18 protein-coding genes and 1 pseudogene are annotated in these 18448 nt (G+C 71.8%); 5 read left to right on the top strand and 14 right to left on the bottom strand.

Going from position 1 to position 18448, the window contains the following annotated elements:
- Nucleotides 1–2: 2 nt before the first annotated feature.
- The 4 genes from H7344_RS08695 to H7344_RS08680 all read right to left on the bottom strand — a co-directional run bounded on the left by H7344_RS08695 (nt 3) and on the right by H7344_RS08680 (nt 3901).
- The gene (locus tag H7344_RS08695; RefSeq protein WP_186345627.1) at nt 3–1091 is read right to left on the bottom strand and encodes an ABC transporter ATP-binding protein; all 1089 of its coding nucleotides are present in this window, start codon (nt 1089–1091) and stop codon (nt 3–5) included.
- 4 nt (nt 1092–1095) lie between these two features.
- Entirely contained in the window at nt 1096–1875 is a 780-nt protein-coding gene (locus tag H7344_RS08690) for an ABC transporter permease (RefSeq protein ID WP_222130432.1), read from the bottom strand.
- Nucleotides 1872–2678 (bottom strand): ABC transporter permease, encoded by an 807-nt coding sequence (locus H7344_RS08685; protein WP_222130431.1) that lies wholly within the window; start codon nt 2676–2678, stop codon nt 1872–1874. The genes H7344_RS08690 and H7344_RS08685 overlap by 4 nt, the downstream gene beginning before the upstream one ends.
- Nucleotides 2679–2779: 101 nt before the next feature.
- Complete coding sequence (locus tag H7344_RS08680; protein ID WP_186345626.1) at nt 2780–3901, bottom strand: ABC transporter substrate-binding protein; 1122 nt, start codon at nt 3899–3901, stop codon at nt 2780–2782.
- Nucleotides 3902–4050: 149 nt separating this feature from the next.
- Here H7344_RS08680 and H7344_RS08675 point away from each other — a divergent pair, with 149 nt between their 5' ends.
- Nucleotides 4051–5754 carry a fumarate hydratase gene (locus tag H7344_RS08675; protein ID WP_186345625.1) on the top strand — a complete coding sequence of 568 codons (1704 nt, stop codon included), beginning with the start codon at nt 4051–4053 and terminating at the stop codon, nt 5752–5754.
- Between the two features lie 156 nt (nt 5755–5910).
- Here the strand turns inward: H7344_RS08675 and H7344_RS08670 are convergent, their stop codons facing one another.
- Both H7344_RS08670 and H7344_RS08665 read right to left on the bottom strand, forming a co-directional pair.
- Nucleotides 5911–6111: a hypothetical protein gene (locus H7344_RS08670; protein WP_186345624.1), complete on the bottom strand. Its 201-nt coding sequence runs from the start codon at nt 6109–6111 to the stop codon at nt 5911–5913.
- Nucleotides 6112–6157: 46 nt separating this feature from the next.
- Complete coding sequence (locus tag H7344_RS08665) at nt 6158–6589, bottom strand: hypothetical protein (protein ID WP_186345623.1); 432 nt, start codon at nt 6587–6589, stop codon at nt 6158–6160.
- Nucleotides 6590–6707: 118 nt separating this feature from the next.
- On the opposite strand from H7344_RS08665, the gene H7344_RS08660 reads away from it, so the two are divergent.
- Both H7344_RS08660 and H7344_RS08655 read left to right on the top strand, forming a co-directional pair.
- Nucleotides 6708–7403, top strand: a complete 696-nt coding sequence (locus H7344_RS08660; protein WP_308423319.1) for a spermine/spermidine synthase domain-containing protein — start codon at nt 6708–6710, stop codon at nt 7401–7403.
- On the top strand, nt 7400–8824 hold the full coding sequence (locus H7344_RS08655) for a class II fumarate hydratase (RefSeq protein WP_268238527.1): 1425 nt from the start codon (nt 7400–7402) through the stop codon (nt 8822–8824). The genes H7344_RS08660 and H7344_RS08655 overlap by 4 nt, the downstream gene beginning before the upstream one ends.
- 79 nt (nt 8825–8903) lie before the next feature.
- Here H7344_RS08655 and H7344_RS08650 read toward each other — a convergent pair whose 3' ends face one another.
- From H7344_RS08650 to H7344_RS08640, 3 genes are all read right to left on the bottom strand, one after another.
- On the bottom strand, nt 8904–9593 hold the full coding sequence (locus tag H7344_RS08650) for an aggregation-promoting factor C-terminal-like domain-containing protein (protein WP_229706909.1): 690 nt from the start codon (nt 9591–9593) through the stop codon (nt 8904–8906).
- Between the two features lie 145 nt (nt 9594–9738).
- Nucleotides 9739–11070 carry a PhoH family protein gene (locus H7344_RS08645; RefSeq protein ID WP_186345622.1) on the bottom strand — a complete coding sequence of 444 codons (1332 nt, stop codon included), beginning with the start codon at nt 11068–11070 and terminating at the stop codon, nt 9739–9741.
- Between the two features lie 297 nt (nt 11071–11367).
- Nucleotides 11368–12144 carry an isoprenyl transferase gene (locus H7344_RS08640; RefSeq protein WP_186345621.1) on the bottom strand — a complete coding sequence of 259 codons (777 nt, stop codon included), beginning with the start codon at nt 12142–12144 and terminating at the stop codon, nt 11368–11370.
- A gap of 54 nt (nt 12145–12198) precedes the next feature.
- On the opposite strand from H7344_RS08640, the gene trhA reads away from it, so the two are divergent.
- Nucleotides 12199–12936: a PAQR family membrane homeostasis protein TrhA gene (gene trhA / locus H7344_RS08635; RefSeq protein WP_186345620.1), complete on the top strand. Its 738-nt coding sequence runs from the start codon at nt 12199–12201 to the stop codon at nt 12934–12936.
- 37 nt (nt 12937–12973) lie between these two features.
- Here trhA and H7344_RS08630 read toward each other — a convergent pair whose 3' ends face one another.
- The 4 genes from H7344_RS08630 to H7344_RS08615 all read right to left on the bottom strand — a co-directional run bounded on the left by H7344_RS08630 (nt 12974) and on the right by H7344_RS08615 (nt 17422).
- Nucleotides 12974–13981, bottom strand: coding sequence for a LacI family DNA-binding transcriptional regulator (locus H7344_RS08630; RefSeq protein ID WP_186345619.1), 1008 nt, complete (start codon nt 13979–13981; stop codon nt 12974–12976).
- Between the two features lie 22 nt (nt 13982–14003).
- On the bottom strand, nt 14004–14942 hold the full coding sequence (locus H7344_RS08625; RefSeq protein ID WP_186345618.1) for a carbohydrate ABC transporter permease: 939 nt from the start codon (nt 14940–14942) through the stop codon (nt 14004–14006).
- A complete protein-coding gene (locus H7344_RS08620) occupies nt 14939–15901 on the bottom strand; it encodes a carbohydrate ABC transporter permease (RefSeq protein ID WP_186345617.1) in 963 nt (320 codons plus the stop codon). Before H7344_RS08620 ends, H7344_RS08625 begins: the two co-directional genes overlap by 4 nt.
- 138 nt (nt 15902–16039) lie before the next feature.
- The gene (locus tag H7344_RS08615; protein WP_186345616.1) at nt 16040–17422 is read right to left on the bottom strand and encodes an ABC transporter substrate-binding protein; all 1383 of its coding nucleotides are present in this window, start codon (nt 17420–17422) and stop codon (nt 16040–16042) included.
- A gap of 263 nt (nt 17423–17685) precedes the next feature.
- Here H7344_RS08615 and H7344_RS08610 point away from each other — a divergent pair, with 263 nt between their 5' ends.
- Nucleotides 17686–18063: a thioredoxin family protein gene (locus H7344_RS08610; RefSeq protein WP_186345615.1), complete on the top strand. Its 378-nt coding sequence runs from the start codon at nt 17686–17688 to the stop codon at nt 18061–18063.
- Between the two features lie 32 nt (nt 18064–18095).
- On the opposite strand, the pseudogene H7344_RS21145 reads toward H7344_RS08610, so the two are convergent.
- A pseudogene (locus H7344_RS21145) lies at nt 18096–18422 on the bottom strand (CAP domain-containing protein); the annotation flags it as partial.
- Between the last annotated feature and the right edge of the window lie 26 nt (nt 18423–18448).

The following is an 18448-nucleotide window of genomic DNA, read 5'->3' as shown; positions in this document are numbered from 1 at the left end:
GCTCAGTCGGCCACCACCAGGACCGGCACCGGCTCGACGTCCACCCGCACCCGCCGGCCGACCTGCAGCGCGGTGGCCACGGCGCTGGGGAGCTGGGCGGTGACCAGCGTGCCGTCGGCGAGCGTGACGCTCGCCCGGGAGACCGAGCCGAGGAACGCCACGGAGGCGACCGTGGCGGTGCCGGCGGGGTCCGCCGTCACGCGGACCGCCTCGGGTCGCACCAGCGCGACACCGGCGCCGGTGGCGGAGCCGGGGAGCACGTCGACCGTCGCGTCGAGCACGCGCGCCCGGCCGTCGACGACCTGCGCGGGCAGCCGGTTGCTCAGGCCCACGAACGAGCCGACGAACGGCGTGGCGGGGGCGTCGTACAGCTCGGCGGGCGGCGCGATCTGCTCGAGCCGGCCGGCGTTCATCACCCCGACCCGGTCGGCGACGGCGAGCGCCTCCTCCTGGTCGTGCGTGACGAACAGCGTGGTGGTGCCGACGTCGAGCTGGACCCGCCGGATCTCGTCGCGCAGCTGGACGCGGACCTTCGCGTCGAGCGCCGAGAGCGGCTCGTCGAGCAGCAGCACGGCCGGCTCGATCGCGAGCGCGCGCGCCAGCGCGACCCGCTGCTGCTGGCCGCCGGAGAGCTGGTGGGCGTAGCGGTCGTGGTGCTGGCCCAGGCCCACCAGGTCGAGCATGTCGCCGGCCCGGCGGCGCCGCTCGGCGCGGGACCTGCGGCGCAGCTTGAGGCCGAAGGCGACGTTGTCGAGCACGGTGAGGTGCGGGAAGAGGCTGTAGGCCTGGAAGACCATGCCCATGTCCCGCTTGTTCGGGGGCACCCGCGTGACGTCGCGGTCGCCGACGAGCACGGTGCCCGCGTCGGGCCGCTCGAGGCCGGCGAGGATGCGCAGCGCGGTGGTCTTGCCGCAGCCCGAGGGCCCGAGCAGCACGACCATCTCGCCCGGCTCGAGCCGCAGGTCGAGGCCGTCGAGGGCGTGCACGTCGCCGTAGGAGCGGCGCAGGTCGGCGAGCTCGACGGCGACGCCGGACGTGCTGGCCGGGCTGCTCGTGGGGCCCGGCGTGGTGTCGGCAGGGGTGGTGGTCATCGGGTCAGTTCCTCCCGGAGGTGGGTCGCCGCCGGTCGAGCAGCGAGAGCCCGACGAGCAGCAGGGCGGCGAAGAGGATGGAGGCGAGCGCGGCGGCCATCGAGGCCGGCGCGTCGCTCTTCTGGAGCAGCACGAGGACGACCGGCAGGGTGTCGAAGTTGAGCAGTGAGGCGACGGTGTACTCCCCCAGCACGAGCGCGATGGAGATGAACGCCGCGCCGAGGACGCCCGGCCAGATGTTCGGCACGACCACCCGCACGATGACGGTCGTCCAGCCCGCGCCGAGCGAGCGGGCCGCTTCGGACAGCGTGGTCGAGTCGATCGCGGAGAGCGCCACGTCGATCGCGCGGTAGGCGTAGGGCAGCACCAGCACGACGTACACGAAGGCGAGGGTGAGCGGGGAGTCGCCGACCAGGTAGTCGACCCAGGCGTAGACGTTGCCGAGCCCGACCACGATCACCAGCGCGGGGATCGTCAGCGGCAGCAGGCACAGGAACTCCACCAGCCGGGTCGCTCGCGGGATCCGCAGCCGCACCCAGACCATCGTGGGCACGAGCAGCACGACCATGCCGACCACCGTCAGCGCGGCGAGCAGCAGCGACGTGCGGATCGCCTCGGTCAGCGTCGGGTCCTCGACGAGCGAGGCCCAGGCGGCGCCGGTGCGGCCGCCGGTGCGCAGGTCGGTGGTGGAGAAGTCGAGCAACGCGAGGAGCGGCAGCGCGAAGAACGCCGCGAACGCCAGCAGCAGCAGGTAGCGGACCACCCGGCCCACGACGGCGCTCACCGCAGCCACCTCGACGTGCGCTTGAGCAGCCAGGCGTAGAGCGCCATGACGACCGCGACGACCACGACCATCTCGAGCGCGAGCGCGAAGCCGAAGTCCTGCTGGCCCAGCACGACCTCGGAGGTCAGCGCCGAGCGGATCAGCAGCGGGGTGATCGGAGCGCCCTGGCTGACCAGGGCGGCGGCGGTGGCGTACGCCGCGAACGCGTTGGCGAACAGCAGCAGCGCCGAGCCGAGGAAGGCCGGGCGCAGGAGCGGGATGGCGACGCGGGTCCAGTACTGCCACGGCGTCGCCCCCAGGTTGACCGCCGCCTCGCGCCACTGCGGCCGCAGGCCCTCGAGCGCGGGCAGGAAGACGATCACCATGAGCGGGATCTGGAAGTAGGTGTAGACGAGCACCAGGCCCGGCAGCTCGTAGAGCCACGGGAAGCCGGCCTCGGAGGTGCCGATGGTCCGGGCGAGCAGCTCGGTGAGCAGGCCGCCGAAGCCGAGGGTGGCCAGCCACGCGAAGGCCAGCGTCACGCCGCCGAACTGCGCCAGCACGCCGCACAGCGACGTCACCACGCGGCGTACGACGCTCGTGGGCGGCGCGCTGAGGACCAGCTGCGCGAGGACCGCGCCGAGCACGGCGCCGATCGCCGCGGACAGCAGCGAGAGCAGCACGCTCTCCCGCAGCGCCCGCAGCGGGGTCTCCTCGCCGAGGGCGCGCACCCGGTCGAGGGTGAAGCCGCCCGCCTCGCCGGAGAAGGCGCCGATGAGCACCGTCACCGTCGGGACGAGGAGGAAGATCGCGACGTAGACCAAGAACGGGAGCAGCCCGACGGCCGGCCCGACGCTCGCGCGCCGGGCCGACCGGGGTGCTCGGGACGTCGTGGTCGACGTGCCGGTGACAGGGGCGACGGTGCTCAGCCGATTGCCTTCGCCCAGTTGTCGGCGAGGTACGACGCCATCGACTCCGTCTGCTCGTTGCTCGGGATCACCGGGTCACCGGTGACCTCGGGCAGCGCCTCGTACAGCTCGGTGTCGATCGTGCCGGCCTCGGCCATCGCCTCCGCACGGACCGGACGGGCACCGCCGGCGAGCCAGAGGTTCTGGCCCTCGTCGCTGTAGAGGAACTCCTGCCACAGGCGGGCGGCCGCGGGGTGCGGCGCGTCGGCGTTGATCGCCTGGAAGTAGTAGCCCGCGACGACCGCGTCCTGCGGCACGAAGACCTTCCAGCTGTCGAGCTTCTCCGACTCCGTCGCGTTCAGGTAGTCCCAGTCGATGACGACGGGGGTCTGGCCCGACTCGATGGTGGCCGGCGTCGGGTCGACGGGCAGGAAGTTGCCGGCCGCCTTCAGCTCCTTGAAGAACTCCACACCCGGGGCGATGTCGTCGGCCGAGCCGCCGTTGGCCAGCGACGCCATGACGACCCCGCTGAACGCCGCACCGGCCTGCGTCGGGTCACCGTTGAGCGCGACCTTGCCGCGGAACTCCGGGCCGAGGAGGTCGTCGAGCGAGTCGATGTCCGGCACCTTGCTGGAGTCGTAGCCGACCGACATGTAGCCGCCGTAGTCGTTGACCCACGCGCCGTCCGGGTCCTTGAACTCCTCGGGGATCTCGTCGAACGTCTCGACCTGGTACGGCGCGAACATCTCGGTGTTCGCCAGCGCCACCGACTGGCTCAGGTCGAAGACGTCCGGCGCGCGGTCACTGCCCTTGAGCGTGTTCGCGGCGTTGATCTCGTCCTGGCTCGCCGCGTCGGGCTGCGCCGAGTCGACCTCGATGTCGTACTTCTCCTCGAAGGCCTTGATGATCTCGCCGTAGTTCGCCCAGTCCGGCGGCAGCGCGATCACGTTGAGCGTGCCCTCCTCCTGGGCGGCCTCGACGAGCCCCTCCATGCCACCGAAGTCCTCCGCCGACGTGGCGGTGGCGGCGTCGGTGCCACCGTCGCCCGACCCGGCGTCGCCCTCGTCATCGGCCGGCGGCGCGCACGCCGCCAACGCCGTCGTCGCGGCCAGCACGACGAACCACTTACGAACCTTCACGTCTACCTCCTGAGGCGAGGCGCGGTCGCGCCTCGCGCACCGTTGTGGGCACGACCGTCGCGGACGTTACTATCCCGCGGCCCCGGCGGGGCCGACCGGTGAACTCCCGGCGTCGGACATCGGCACCACGCGGCGTACCCTGGGCGCTCGTGTCGAGCGATCCCGAGTTCCGCTACTCCGACCTGCTGCCCCTCGGCCCGGACCGCACGCCGTACCGGCTGCTGACCACCGAGGGCGTCTCCACCGTCGAGGTGGACGGGCAGACGTTCCTCAAGGTCTCCCCCGAGGCGATCCGGCTGCTGACCCGCGAGGCGATGCACGACATCGCCCACTACCTGCGGCCCGCGCACCTCGCGCAGCTGCGGCGGATCATCGACGACCCCGAGGCGTCCGGCAACGACCGCTTCGTCGCGCTCGACCTGCTCAAGAACGTCAACATCTCCGCCGGCGGCGTGCTGCCGATGTGCCAGGACACCGGCACCGCGATCGTCATGGGCAAGAAGTCCGAGGGCGTCATCACGGGCGTCGACGACGGCGAGGTGGTCAGCCAGGGGGTGTACGACGCCTACACCCAGCTGAACCTGCGCTACTCCCAGCTCGCGCCGCTGACGACGTACGAGGAGAAGAACACCGGCACCAACCTGCCGGCGCAGATCGAGATCTACTCCACCCCCCAGACGCTGGGCTCGGACGGGAGGGGAAAGCCGGAGTACAAGTTCCTCTTCATGGCCAAGGGCGGCGGGTCGGCCAACAAGTCGTTCCTGTTCCAGGAGACCAAGGCGATCCTGAACCCGCAGCGGATGCTGTCGTTCCTCGACGAGAAAATCCGCTCGCTCGGCACGGCCGCCTGCCCGCCGTACCACCTCGCCGTCGTCATCGGCGGCACGTCGGCGGAGTTCGCGCTCAAGACGGCCAAGTACGCCTCGGCGCACTACCTCGACGACCTCCCGACCGAGGGCTCGATGTCCGCGCACGGCTTCCGGGACCTGGAGCTCGAGCAGCAGGTCTTCGAGCTGACCCAGTCCTTCGGCATCGGCGCGCAGTTCGGCGGCAAGTACTTCTGCCACGACGTGCGCGTCGTCCGGCTGCCCCGCCACGGCGCGTCCTGCCCGGTCGCGATCGCCGTCTCCTGCTCCGCCGACCGCCAGGCGCTGGGCAAGATCACCCCCGAGGGCGTCTTCCTCGAGCAGCTCGAGACCGACCCGGCGCAGTACATGCCCGATGCCGGCGTGGCCGACGACATCGCCAGCGGCGAGGTGGTCCCGATCGACCTGACCATGCCGATGGCCGACATCCTCGCCGAGCTGCGCAAGCACCCGGTCAAGACGCGCCTCTCGCTCACCGGCCCGCTCGTCGTCGCCCGCGACATCGCGCACGCGAAGATCAAGGAGCGGCTCGACGCCGGCGAGGAGATGCCGCAGTACCTCAAGGACCACCCGGTCTACTACGCCGGCCCGGCCAAGACCCCGGAGGGCATGGCGTCGGGGTCCTTCGGCCCGACGACCGCGGGACGGATGGACTCCTACGTCGAGCAGTTCCAGGCCGCCGGCGGCTCGATGGTGATGCTCGCCAAGGGCAACCGCTCCAAGGCCGTCACCGACGCCTGCGCCGCCCACGGCGGCTTCTACCTCGGCTCGATCGGCGGCCCCGCCGCCCGCCTCGCCCAGGACTGCATCCGGTCCCAGGAGGTCATCGAGTACCCCGAGCTGGGCATGGAGGCGGTCTGGAAGATCGAGGTCGAGGACTTCCCCGCCTTCATCGTCGTCGACCACCAGGGCAACGACTTCTTCACCGACCCCGCCGGCACCACCACCATCCCCCTCACCGGGCTGCGGGTGCGCTCCGCGCAGTAGCCCGCCTGCCTCGCGGTCGGCACGAGGCTCGTCGGGTAGCCGCGAGGTTCATCGGGTAGCCGACGAACCTCACGGCGAGCCGCTGAAGCTTCGTCGGGGGACCGTCAGGTCCATCGGGTGGCCGATGGACCTGACGGTCCGCTCGGAGCCGCCGGCTCAGGCCTCGCGGGCGGACTCCTGGTTGGCGCGCGGCTTGGCGTTGGGGCCCGCCTCGACGCCCTCGCCGTCCGCGTCGTGCGGCTGGTCGGGGTTGCCGGCGACGCCCTGGTCGTCGGAGATCGGCTGGTCCAGGGCGTCGGGGTCCATGGAGGCGGCCTCGGAGACCTGGCCCTCGGACTGCTTCTTGTTCTCGCTCATGCACTCTCCTTCGGGTCGGTGCGACCGGTACCCGAAGGAGCGTGCGTCAGCAGGAGCGCTTGAAGGTGGCGCTCACGGCGTACCACTTCGACCAGGCGCTGGAGGCGTCCGCGCGGTAGCGGCCCTGGGCGAACACGGTGATCTTCCTGCCGCAGCGCACGGGCGCGGTGCGGTACTGCGTCCGTGCGCCCGGCGCGAGGGTGCGGGCGGCGAGGGTGACGCGCTTGCCGCCGCCGAGGCGGTAGGCGACGCGGACCTGCCGCTGGCCCTCGGAGTCCTGCGTGCGGCGGAACTGCACGAAGGTGCGGGCCTGGCCGGCCGCCGGCGGCGAGACCCGGCCCTGGAGGCCGAGCACCTCGCTGCTCCACGGGCCGTACGACGGGGCGGCGCTCGCCGTGGTCGAGGTGGAGGCGACCAGCCCGATGGTGGGGACCACCACCAGCACGAGCGCCACGAGGGTCCGGAGGATGCGTGCCACGATGTCTCCTTGATCTGAGCGGAGCGGACCGAACGGCCGGTCCGCGCAGGGACAACGAACGACCGGCGATGGAGCAACGCCCCGTGGTGGACGAGGTGGTGGACGAGGTGGTGGACGAGTGGTGGACGGGCACGAGCAGGTCGAGGTCGCGCGGGCGGAGTCCGAGCGCGGTGAGCTGGTACTGCGCGAGCGGCGCGACCCGCACGGACCCACGTCGCTGGAGCTGCGCGCGAACGGCGTCTTCGTGATGGACACCCTCGAGACCAGCACCGAGCGCGCGCTCGCGACCGCCGCCCTCGCGCTGGTCGAGCACCCACGGGCGGTCGTGGTGGGCGGCCTCGGCCTCGGCTTCACCATGCACGAGGTGCTGGCCGACTGCCGGGTCGAGCGCTGCGCGGTCGTCGAGATCGAGCAGGCGCTGGTCGGCTGGATGCGCGACGGCACGATCCCCCACGGCCCGGCGCTGCTCGCCGACGAGCGGGTGCAGGTCGTCGTCGCCGACGTGGCCGTCGCGCTCGCGGAGGCCCGCCCGGCGACGTACGACCTGGTGCTGCTGGACGTCGACAACGGCCCGGGCTACCTCGTGCACGACGCGAACGCCGCGATCTACCGCGAGCCGTTCCTGGCGACCGTCCGCGAGGTGCTGCGCCCTGGCGGCGTCCTGGTGGTCTGGTCAGCAGCGGAGGCCCCGCAGCTCGAGGAGGCGATGCGCGCGGCGTTCGGCGCCGCGGAGGCGCACCCGCACGAGGTCCGGCTGCAGGACCGCGACGAACGCTATTGGCTCTACGTCGCCCGGGTACCGGAGTCCGCGTGAGCGACGCAGACCAGACGCCAGGGCAGACCTCGGCGCAAGCCCAGGAGTTCCGGACCGAGCACGACAGCATGGGCGAGGTCCAGGTGCCGCGCGACGCGCTGTGGCGGGCGCAGACCCAGCGCGCGGTCGAGAACTTCCCGATCTCCGGCACGCCGATCGAGCCGGCGCTCGTCCACGCCATCGGGCTGGTCAAGGCCGCCGCCGCCACCACCAACGGCGAGCTCGGCGTGCTGGACCGGGCCAGGGCCGACGCGGTCGTCGCCGCCGCGACCGAGGTGGCGGAGGGCCGGCACGACCGCGAGTTCCCCGTCGACGTCTTCCAGACCGGCTCCGGCACCAGCTCGAACATGAACGCCAACGAGGTCATCGCCTCGCTGGCCGCGCGCGCCGGCACCGAGGTGCACCCCAACGACCACGTCAACGCCAGCCAGTCCAGCAACGACACCTTCCCCACGGCCATCCACGTCGCCGCGGCGCTCGCCGTCACCAGGCAGCTGCTGCCGGCGCTCGACGTGCTGGCCACCAGCCTCGAGGGCAAGGCCGAGGAGTTCGCCGGGCTGGTGAAGTCCGGCCGCACGCACCTGATGGATGCGACGCCGGTGATGCTCGGCCAGGAGTTCTCCGGCTACGCAGCGACGGTGCGGTACGCCGCCGAGCGGCTCGAGTCGGTCCTCCCCCGCGTCCGCGAGCTGCCACTGGGCGGCACCGCCGTCGGCACCGGCATCAACACGCCGCCGGGCTTCGCGGCGCGGGTGATCGAGGTGCTCGGCGAGCGCACCGGGCAGCCGTTCACCGAGGCGCGCAACCACTTCGAGGCCCAGGGCACGCGCGACTCGCTCGTCGAGCTCTCCGGCGTCCTGCGGACCATCGCGGTCGGACTCACGAAGATCTGCAACGACCTGCGCTGGATGTCGTCGGGCCCGACGACCGGCCTGGCCGAAATCCACCTGCCCGACCTCCAGCCGGGGTCGAGCATCATGCCCGGCAAGGTGAACCCGGTGCTCCCCGAGGCCACGCTCATGGTGTGCGCCCAGGTGATCGGCAACGACGCCGCCGTCGGGTTCGCCGGCGCGAGCGGCAGCTTCGAGCTCAACGTGGCGATGCCGGTGATGGCGCGCAACGTGCTGGAGTCGGTGCGCCTGCTCTCGACGTCGTCCACCGTGCTCGCGCAGCGCTGCGTCGACGGCATCACTGCGGACGCCGAGCGGATGCGGCAGTACGCCGAGTCCTCGCCGTCGGTGGTGACGCCGCTGAACAAGCACATCGGATACGAGAACGCCGCGAAGGTCGCCAAGCAGGCGCTGGCCGACGGCGCGACCATCCGCGAGACGGTCCTGAAGATGGGCTTCGTCGAGCGGGGCGAGGTCACCGAGGAGCAGCTCGACGAGGCGCTCGACGTGGAGTCCATGACCCACCCATGAGCACTCGCTCCGGCCTCGTGCTGCTGAGCGTGCGCCCAGGCGCACGCTGGGCATCACGAGGCGGTCGGCGAGCGCCCGGTCAGTACCAGTTGTGGCCCTGCTTGAACGACCAGGCGCTGCAGGGCGAGCCGTAGGCGTCGCGGATGTAGCCCAGGCCCCAGCGGATCTGCGAGGCGGCGTTGGTCATGTAGTCCGCGGGCAGCTCGTGCAGGCCGGTGAGCGCCTGCGGGATGCCGTACGCCGTCGAGGTGGGGTTGTCGGCGTCCACGCGCCAGTCGCTCTCGCTGACCCAGAGCGAGTCGAGGCAGGAGAACTGGTCGGCGGAGAAGCCGAACTCGCCGAGCATCGCGCGGGCGATGTCGCGCGGGTCGGCGTCGGAGAGGTCCTCGGTGCGGGTGATCGCGCGGGTCGCGCCCTCGCCGGACGCGGCGCCGAGCTCCTCACCGAGGGTCGCCTGCTTGGTCGGGTCGGCCTGCTCGCGGCGGTCCGAGGACCGGGTGACCGAGGAGGCGCGCTCCTCGGCGAACGACGAGCCGCTGAGGCGGGCGTCGTCCGCGACGGCGGCGATGTCGCCCGCGGCGGCGCTCACCGCGCCCGGGCCGCTCAGGACGCCGCCGGCGACGGCGGCCCCGGTCGTGGCAACGGCCACGCCGGAGAGGACGGCCGTGGTGCGCAGGGCCTTCCGGGGTGCCCGGGTGAGCCGCGGCTCGGGAGCGCGGCGGTGCTTCGGGACGTGCTTGACGTGCTTCGACACAGGCGGGTCATCCACGGGGGTAGAGGCCAGGAACCCCGACACCATGCCCGACATGCCGCCGGCCCGCCAAAGCGACGTGCCGTCCTCCGAGACGGACCGGCGGAGCATGTGGCACACGCGTCACAGCGGCCCCGCCGGCCACACTCGTCCAGACCAGTGTCTACAGCGTCACGTTCTCCAGCATCTCCGTCACCAGCGCCGCGATCGGGGACCGCTCGGACCGCGTCAGGGTCACGTGGGCGAAGAGCGGGTGTCCCTTCAGCTTCTCGATCACCGCGACGATGCCGTCGTGCCGACCCACCCGCAGGTTGTCGCGCTGGGCCACGTCGTGGGTGAGGACGACCTTCGAGCCGGCGCCGATCCGCGAGAGCACGGTGAGCAGCACGTTGCGCTCCAGCGACTGCGCCTCGTCGACGATGACGAAGGCGTCGTGCAGCGAGCGGCCGCGGATGTGGGTCAGCGGCAGCACCTCGAGCATCCCGCGGTCGAGCACCTCCTCGATCACCTCCTTGGAGGTCATCGCGCCGAGGGTGTCGAAGACGGCCTGGGCCCAGGGCCCCATCTTCTCGGCCTCCGACCCGGGGAGGTAGCCGAGCTCCTGCCCGCCGACGGCGAACAGCGGCCGGAAGACCACCACCTTCTGGTGCTGGCCGCGCTCGAGGACCGCCTCCAGCCCGGCGCACAGCGCCATCGCGGACTTGCCGGTGCCGGCGCGCCCACCCAGAGAGACGATGCCGACCTCGGGGTCGAGCAGCATCTCGAGCGCGACCCGCTGCTCGGCGGAGCGGCCGTGGACGCCGAACGCCTCGCGGTCCCCGCGCACCAGGTGGATCCGCTTGTCCGGACCCACCCGGCCGAGCGCGGTCCCCCGGTCCGACAGCAGCACCAGCCCCTGGTGGCACGGCATGTCGCGCGCCACCTCGAGGTCGAGCACGCCGTCGTCGTACAGCTCGTCGAGCTCGGCGGCGGCGACCTCAAGCTCGGCCATGCCGGAGTAGCCGGTGTCGGAGTCGCTGACCGCCTCCGCGCGGTACTCCTCCGCGTCCAGCCCGACCGCGGAGGCCTTGATCCGCAGCGGGAGGTCCTTGGAGACCAGCGTGACCACGTGGCCCTCGTCGGCGAGGTTCTTGGCGACCGCGAGGATGCGGGTGTCGTTGTCGCCGAGGCGGAAGCCCGACGGCAGCGCCTGCGGGTCGGTGTGGTTGAGCTCGACGCGCAGCGTGCCGCCCTCGTCGCCGACCGGGACCGGCTCGTCGAGCCGCCCGTGGGTGACCCGCAGCTCGTCGAGCATCCGGAGCGCGGTCCGGGCGAAGAACCCCAGCTCGGGGTGGTGCCGCTTGCCCTCGAGCTCGGTGATCACGACCACCGGCAGCACGACCTCGTGCTCGGCGAACCGGCGGAGCGCGCCGGGGTCGGCCAGCAGGACGCTGGTGTCGAGGACGTAGGTGCGGGTGCTGCTGGTGGTCCGGGTCTTCTTGGCCGTGGTCGGCACGGTTCACCCCTCACGGGACGGCACGCGCACTCGACGCCCCGGTCCCTAGCTCACGCGGTTGGACCGGGACCGGGCCCGCAGGCCGGAGTGCCGGCCCCCTCGCCCACGGCAGGCGGCTGCCTGTCGTGCGCTGCAGTCGTGATCACTCACGAGCGGACCTCCCGACGCGGCCGGCTTCCCCACCGGCCACTGAGCCAGAACGTACGCCGCTGCCCGCTCCGGCGAGGGCGACACGCCCGTCCGCGCGGGTGAACCTCGGTGAACATCGTCCGAACGGCCTACGCGCCGTCGGCCGCGTCAGGCGCCGAAGCGGCGCTCACGCTGGGCGTAAGCGCGGATCGCGCGGAGGAAGTCGACCCGGCGGAAGTCGGGCCAGTAGGCCTCGCAGAAGTAGAACTCCGACTTGGCGCTCTGCCACAGCAGGAAGCCGCCGAGCCGCTGCTCCCCCGAGGTGCGGATCACCAGGTCGGGGTCGGGCTGGCCCTTGGTGTAGAGGTGGTCGGCGATGTGCTCGACGTCGATCTGGCCGGCGAGCTCCTCGAGCGTGGTGCCGCGCTCGGCGTGCTCCTGGAGCAGCGAGCGGACGGCGTCGGCGATCTCGCGGCGACCGCCGTACCCCACGGCCACGTTGACCAGCATCCCCTCGACCTCGCGGGTCGACTCCGCGGCGGCCTTGAGCCGCTCGGCGGTGCGCGACGGCAGCAGGTCGAGCGCGCCGACGGGGTGGAGCCGCCAGCGCTGCTGGGTGGCCAGGGTGTCGACGGCGTCCTCGATGATCTCCAGCAGCGGCGCGAGCTCCGCGGCGGGACGGTTCAGGTTGTCGGTCGAGAGCAGCCACAGGGTGACGACCTCGATGCCGACCTCGTCGCACCAGCCGAGCAGCGGCTCGATGTTCGCGGCGCCGGCGCGGTGCCCGTGGGCGGTGTCGCGGCCCACGGCGCGGGCCCAGCGCCGGTTGCCGTCGAGCATGACGCCGATGTGCTTCGGGAGCTGCTCGGTCGGCAGCCGGCGGAGCATCCGGGCCTCGTAGGCCGGGTAGAGCACCCGGCGCACCCCACGCTTCCAGTCCGCCACGCAAAGCAGGGTACGCCGCCGGAGCGGCACCGTGGGCCAGGTAACTTTCGTCCCATGAGCCGGAGGGACGACGTGCGCGCAGGGCTGGAGCACCGCCTGGAGCACCTCGGCGACTCGATCCAGGACACCTTCGCCGAGATCAAGCCCAAGCTCCGCGGGTGGCTGCACCTGGTGACCGCCCCGCTGACCCTGGCCGCCGGCATCGTCCTGGTGGCGCTCTCCCCCGACACCACCACGCGGGTCGGGTCGGCGGTCTTCGTGGGCACCGCCCTGCTGCTCTTCACGGTCTCGGCGATCTACCACACCGGCACCTGGTCGCCGCCGGTCTGGGCGTTCCTGCGGCGCTTCGACCACGCGAACATCTTCCTGCTCATCGCCGGCTCCTACACGCCGTTCGCGCTCATGCTGCTCGAGGGCACCCAGCGCACCGCGCTGCTCACCGCGGTGTGGACGGGGGCGGTCCTCGGCGTGGTCTTCCGCGTGTTCTGGACCGACGCGCCCCGCTGGCTCTACGTGCCCATCTACGTCGCGCTCGGCTGGGCCGCGGTCTTCTTCATCCCCGACCTGCTCGACGGGGCCCTCGAGCTCGGCATGGGCATCGGGGTCGCGACCTTCGTGATGATCGTGGCCGGCGGGATGCTCTACACGCTCGGCGGCGTGGTCTACGGCTTCAAGCGGCCGAACCCGTGGCCGCGGTGGTTCGGCTTCCACGAGGTGTTCCACACCTTCACGATCCTGGCGTTCGCCGCGCACTACGTCGGCGTCTCGCTGGCGACGTACTCCCTGCGCTGATCCCCTGCGCTGGGCCCGGGCCGGCCGGGCCGGGACCTCAGGCGGGTGGACCGGTCGTCGCGCGCAGCACCAGCTCGGTCGGCAGCACGACCCGCTCCGGCACGAGCTCGTCGGTCTCGCCCAGCAGCGCCAGCACCTGGCGGGCGGCGGTGCGCCCCTGCTCGTCGACCCGCTGGCGGACGGTCGAGAGGTCGAAGAACAGCGCCGTCTCGTGGTCGTCGACGCCGATGACCGACAGGTCGCCGGGCACCGAGCGACCGGCCTCGCGGGCGGCGCGCAGCACGCCGATCGCCATCTCGTCGGACGCCGCGAACACTGCGGTCGGCCCCTCGGGGAGGTCGAGCAGCCGCCGACCCGCGGCGAGCCCGCCGGCCATGGTGAAGCGGCCCTCCACCTCGTACGCCGGGTCCGGCTCGACCCCGGCGTCGAGCAGCGCCTCGAGGTAGCCGTCGCGGCGGGCCGTCGGCACGACCACGTCGACCGGGCTGTCGTCCAGCCCGCCGACGTACGCGATCCGGCGGTGGCCGAGCGCGAGCAGGTGCTCGACCGCCGAGCGGGCCGCGGCGTGGTCGTCGATCTGCACGCTGGGCCAGCCGTCGACCGACGCGCCCACCAGGCCCACCGGGCGGCCGCCGCTGCGCAGCTGCCGGACCTCCTCGGCGGTCGGGGCGAGCCCCAGCACGAGGATCGCGTCGGCGCGCTTGGTGAGCAGGCCGGTGCCGAACAGCCGCTGCCGGGCGGCCGGGTCGCCGGCGAGGTTGTAGAGCAGCAGGTCGTAGCCGCGCTCGCGCAGCACCTGCTCGGCGCCGTGGACTACGGTGGCGAAGAACCACCGGGTCACGAACGGCACCACCACCGCGACCGTGCGGGTCCGGCCGGTCGCGAGCCCGCTCGCGCTGGCGCTGGGCACGTAGCCCAGCCGCACCGCCGCGTCGACCACCCGCTGCCGGGTCTGCTCGGAGACGCGCGGGAGCCCCCGCAGGGCGCGGGAGACCGTGGCGGTCGACACCCCGACCTCGCGGGCGAGGTCGTCGATGCTGGTCATCGGGCCCCCACCCGCGGGTCGGTCACCCCTTGACGCTTCCGGCGAGCAGGCCGCGCACGAAGTAGCGCTGCAGCGCGAGGAAGACGACCAGCGGCACCACCAGCGAGACGAACGCACCGGCGGACAGCAGGTACCAGTCCTGGCCGCGCGTGCCGGAGAGCTCCGCCAGCCGCACGGTCAGCGGCGCGATCTCCGGGTTGGAGCCGAAGACCAGCGCGACGAGCAGGTCGTTCCACACCCACAGGAACTGGAAGATGCCGAACGCCGCGATCGCGGGCGCCATGAGCGGCAGCATGATCTTGGTGAAGATCTGGACGTGGCCGGCCCCGTCGACCCGGGCGGACTCGATCAGCTCGCCCGGGATCTGGCTCATGAAGTTGTGCAGCAGGTAGATCGCCAGGGGCAGCGCGAAGATCGCGTGGGAGAGCCAGATCGTGTAGAGGCCCCCGCCGGGCGCGTCGGAGCCGGCGAGCGGCTGGAGGTTGAACGGCGGCTGCACGTAAAGCTTGAGCAGCGGGATCATCGTGACCTGGATCGGCACGATCTGGAGGGCGAAGATCGCCACGAAGAGGAAGTCGCGGCCGGGGAACTTCATCCAGGCGAAGGCGTAGGCCGCCATCGTCGCGATGCTGATCGGGATCAGCACCGAGGGGATGGTGATGACGACGGAGTTGAGGAAGTACGTCGCCAGGTTGGTCGTGGACCCGTTCAGCACCTCGTCGTAGTTGTCGAGGGTGAAGTCCCAGTTCCACAGCGTCGTCCACCAGCCGCTGCGGGTGATCTCCGACTCGGGCCGGAACGAGGTGACCAGCAGTCCGAACGTCGGGATCGTCCACAGGACCGCGATGACGACCGCGGCCAGCGAGGCCCACGGGGAGGTGAGGCCCCGCTTCGCGGTGGCGGCGACCGACTCCTGGGCGACGATCGCCTCGACGCTCTTCTCCTCCGGGATGACGGTCATCGTGCCTCCAGCTTGCGCATCTGACGGACGTTGTAGATCACGATCGGCATCACCAGCAGGAAGATCAGGACGGCGATCGCGGTGGCCGTGCCCTGGTCGTAGGAGCGGAAGTACTCCACGTAGAACTGGTAGGCCAGCACGCTGGTGTCGTAGTTGCCGCCCGTGGTCGTGCGGACGATGTCGAAGGCCTTCAGCGTGGTGATGCTGATCGTGGTGAGCACGACGATCAGCGAGGGCCGGATGCTCGGCACGGTGATGTTGCGGAACATCTTCATGCCGCCCACCCCGTCGAGCCGCGCGGCCTCGATGATGTCCTCGGGAATCGCCTTGATCGACGCCGACAGGATCGTCATGGCGAAGCCGGCCTGGACCCAGATCAGGATGATGATGAGGAAGATCGTGTTCCAGGGCTCGGTGAGCAGGAACCGGTAGGAGTCGATGCCGACCCAGTTGAGCAGCTGGTTGGCCAGGCCGATCTGGCCGCGGCTGCTGTCGCGGTAGTCGTAGACGAACTTCCAGATGATCGAGGCGCCCACGAGCGAGATCGCCATCGGCAGGAAGATCAGCGCCTTGGCGACCTTCTCGAACCGCGACCGGTCGACCAGCACGGCGTACACCAGACCCACGAGCGTGGAGACCACCGGCACGAGGATGACCCAGGCGGCGGTGTTGAGCAGCACGCGCACCTGGTCGGAGTCGGTGAAGATGGTCTGGTAGTTCTCCAGCCCGACGAACGCGTCGCCGGTGTTGTCCCGGAATGACTGGTAGATGCTCGTGATGGCCGGGTAGAGCAGGCCCAACGCGATGAGCGCAACCGCCGGCAGCACGAAGGCGGCGGACTGCACCAGCTCGCCGCGCCGCGACCGGAGGCGTTGGGTGACCAGCAGGATCAGCGCGACGACGGCGAAGAACACCGCGACCGCGATCGCCATCTGGGTGGACTTCTCACCGGTGGACATGGGGCACTCCGGAGGGCTGGGGCCGGGCCCGAGGGCTCATCGGCCGGACGTACGACGGGGCGGGACGCAGCTGGCGTGGACGGGCCCCTCCCGGCCGGCCGAGCGGCCGACCGGGAGGGGGCGTGTCACCTGCTGAGATCAGTCCTCCCAGGACTCCTCGATCTTCGTGAGGGAGTCCTCGGTGCTCTGGCCCTGGGCGATCCAGGCGGTCATCTCGGTCCAGAAGGAGCCGGCGCCGACGGCACCGGGCATCTGGTCGGAGCCGTCGAAGCGGAAGACCGCGTCGGGGTCCTGGAAGATCTCCGCCGACAGCTGGTCGATCGGGCTGGACAGGTTGGAGATCTCCAGACCGGTGTTGGCGCTCACCCAGCCGCCGCCCGGGGTGGCCTTGGCCTTCTCGTTGGCCCAGGTGTCGCTGGACAGGAAGGTCTGGAAGGCCTGGACCTCCGGCGCGTCGGAGAACGCGGCGACGAACTCGCCACCACCGAGGACCGGGCTGCCGAACTCGTCACCGATCGGCGGGAGGTAGAAGGCGAACGCGTCGCCGTTCTGCGACACGTCGGTCCCCTCGGGCCAGTTGGCGGCGTAGAAGCTCGCCATCCGGTGCAGCGCGCACTCGCCGTCGAGGATCGGCAGGCCGCCCTCCTGGAAGGGGGTGGTCGCGATCGACTTCACGTCGCCGATGCCGCCGTTGACGTAGTCCTCGTTCTTCAGGATCTCGCCCACGGTGTCGAGGCCCTCGACGACGGCGTCGTCGTTGAACGGGATCTCGTGGTTGACCCACTGGTCGTAGACGTCCGGGCCGCCGGTGCGGAGCAGGACGTCCTCGAGCCAGTCGGTGGCCGGCCAGCCGGTGGCCTCGCCGGACTCGATGCCAGCGCACCACGGCTTGATGTCGCCGGCCTGCGCGATCTCCTCGGTCAGCGCCATCATGTCGTCCCAGGTCTCCGGGATCTCCCAGCCGTTGTCGGCGAACATCTTCGGGGAGTACCAGACGAAGGACTTCACGTTCGCGCCGAGCGGGGCGGCGTAGAACGTGTCGTCGACGCTGCCGTAGCCCTTCCAGTCCTCACCGAAGAACTCGTCGACGTTCTCCGAGACACCCTCGGGCGCCTCGACGACCTTGCCGGTGCCGACCAGGGTCTGGAGCAGGCCCGGCTGCGGGATGTAGGCGATGTCCGGCGGGTTGCCGGCCTGGACGCGCACCTGCAGCTGCGCCTCGAACTCCTTGGAGCCCTCGTACTTGACGTCGGCCCCGGTGCAGTCCTCGAAGACCTTCCAGGAGTCGATGTGGGGCTGGTCCTCGGGGGCCACGATCGAGGTGTAGACCGTGACATCGCGACCGGTGAGGTCGCCCCACTCGGTCATGCCCTCGCACTCGGCCTTGCCGTCGCCGGGGGCGGTGCCGCCGGCGCTGCCGCCGCCGTCGTTCTCGCTGTCGTCGGCGCAGCCCGCGAGCGCCGCGCTGGCGGCCAGCAGGACGGCCGCGCCTGCGAGGCCGGATCTCTTCAACGAACGCATGCGTTCTCCCTATCTAGTCCCGTGGTCGGTCACCTGCGTCGGACTCGCGGCGACCGTGCCGGACCCCGATGCAAGCGCTTGCGCACCCAGTGGTCAAGGTCACCGACAGCACGTCGCGTCACGATTCTGTAACGCGAGCGTCATTCCGCGGGACCTGCCGTGGAAACGCTTCCACAGGTCTGGACCAGGGGGTCTCGCCCTGCGGTCGCACGCGGGTCGCACGCGGGCTCGTCCGGCTCCCGCCCGCGACGTACCGTGGGGACATGGCGACCATCGAGCTGACCGGCGCGAACTTCGAGCAGCACGTCGCGGACAGCGACATCCTGCTCGTGGACTTCTGGGCGAGCTGGTGCGGACCGTGCCGGCAGTTCGCGCCCACCTACGAGGCGGCCTCCGAGCAGCACGCCGACATCACGTTCGGCTCCGTCGACACCGAGGCGCAGCAGGAGCTCGCGGCGGCCGCACGGATCACCTCGATCCCGACGCTGATGGCCTTCCGCGAGGGGATCCTCGTCTACGCCCAGCCCGGCGCCCTCCCGCCGCAGGGCCTCGAGCAGCTCATCGGCGCGGTGCGCGGCCTGGACATGGAGGACGTACGCCGCCAGGCGGCCGCCGCGGACCAGGGCGGCGCCTCCGCCTGACGGCCGCGCCCCGGCCCGACCGCCTGGCCGGGTCAGCGCGCGCCGAACACCTGCGCGACGTACCACCGGCCGCCGGTGCCCTGACGGGCGGCGAGACCCATGGTCCGGAAGTCCGGCTCGAGGATGTTCTGCCGGTGGCCGGCCGACCGCATCCAGCCGCGGTTCACGGTGGCCCTGCCGGTCCGGTAGCCCTGCGCGACGTTCTCCCCCACGACCCGCATGTCGCAGTCGCGCAGGACGCGTTGGAGGTCCTGGTGCCACATCCGGCCCGCGCGGGCCATCCGCTGGGCCTGCTTGACGGCCTTGCGCTGCAGGCAGCCGTTCGTGCCCACGCGCGCCCGGCCGTGGTCGACCCGTTGGGCGTTGGTCGCGGCTCGGGCGTCGG

The sequence above is a fragment of the Nocardioides deserti genome, from assembly GCF_014266025.1.
GTDB lineage: Bacteria > Actinomycetota > Actinomycetes > Propionibacteriales > Nocardioidaceae > Nocardioides > Nocardioides deserti.
Note: the sequence above shows the minus strand (reverse complement) of the source record. Positions and strands in the feature narration are given on the sequence as shown.

Coding starts and splice junctions, on each gene's coding strand:
- H7344_RS08615 (WP_186345616.1), bottom strand. CDS start 17,422: ATGCGTTCGTTGAAGAGATCCGGCCTCGCAGGCGCGGCCGTCCTGCTG.
- H7344_RS08625 (WP_186345618.1), bottom strand. CDS start 14,942: ATGACCGTCATCCCGGAGGAGAAGAGCGTCGAGGCGATCGTCGCCCAG.
- H7344_RS08620 (WP_186345617.1), bottom strand. CDS start 15,901: ATGTCCACCGGTGAGAAGTCCACCCAGATGGCGATCGCGGTCGCGGTG.
- H7344_RS08695 (WP_186345627.1), bottom strand. CDS start 1,091: ATGACCACCACCCCTGCCGACACCACGCCGGGCCCCACGAGCAGCCCG.
- trhA (WP_186345620.1), top strand. CDS start 12,199: ATGAGCCGGAGGGACGACGTGCGCGCAGGGCTGGAGCACCGCCTGGAG.
- H7344_RS08670 (WP_186345624.1), bottom strand. CDS start 6,111: ATGAGCGAGAACAAGAAGCAGTCCGAGGGCCAGGTCTCCGAGGCCGCC.
- H7344_RS08610 (WP_186345615.1), top strand. CDS start 17,686: ATGGCGACCATCGAGCTGACCGGCGCGAACTTCGAGCAGCACGTCGCG.
- H7344_RS08630 (WP_186345619.1), bottom strand. CDS start 13,981: ATGACCAGCATCGACGACCTCGCCCGCGAGGTCGGGGTGTCGACCGCC.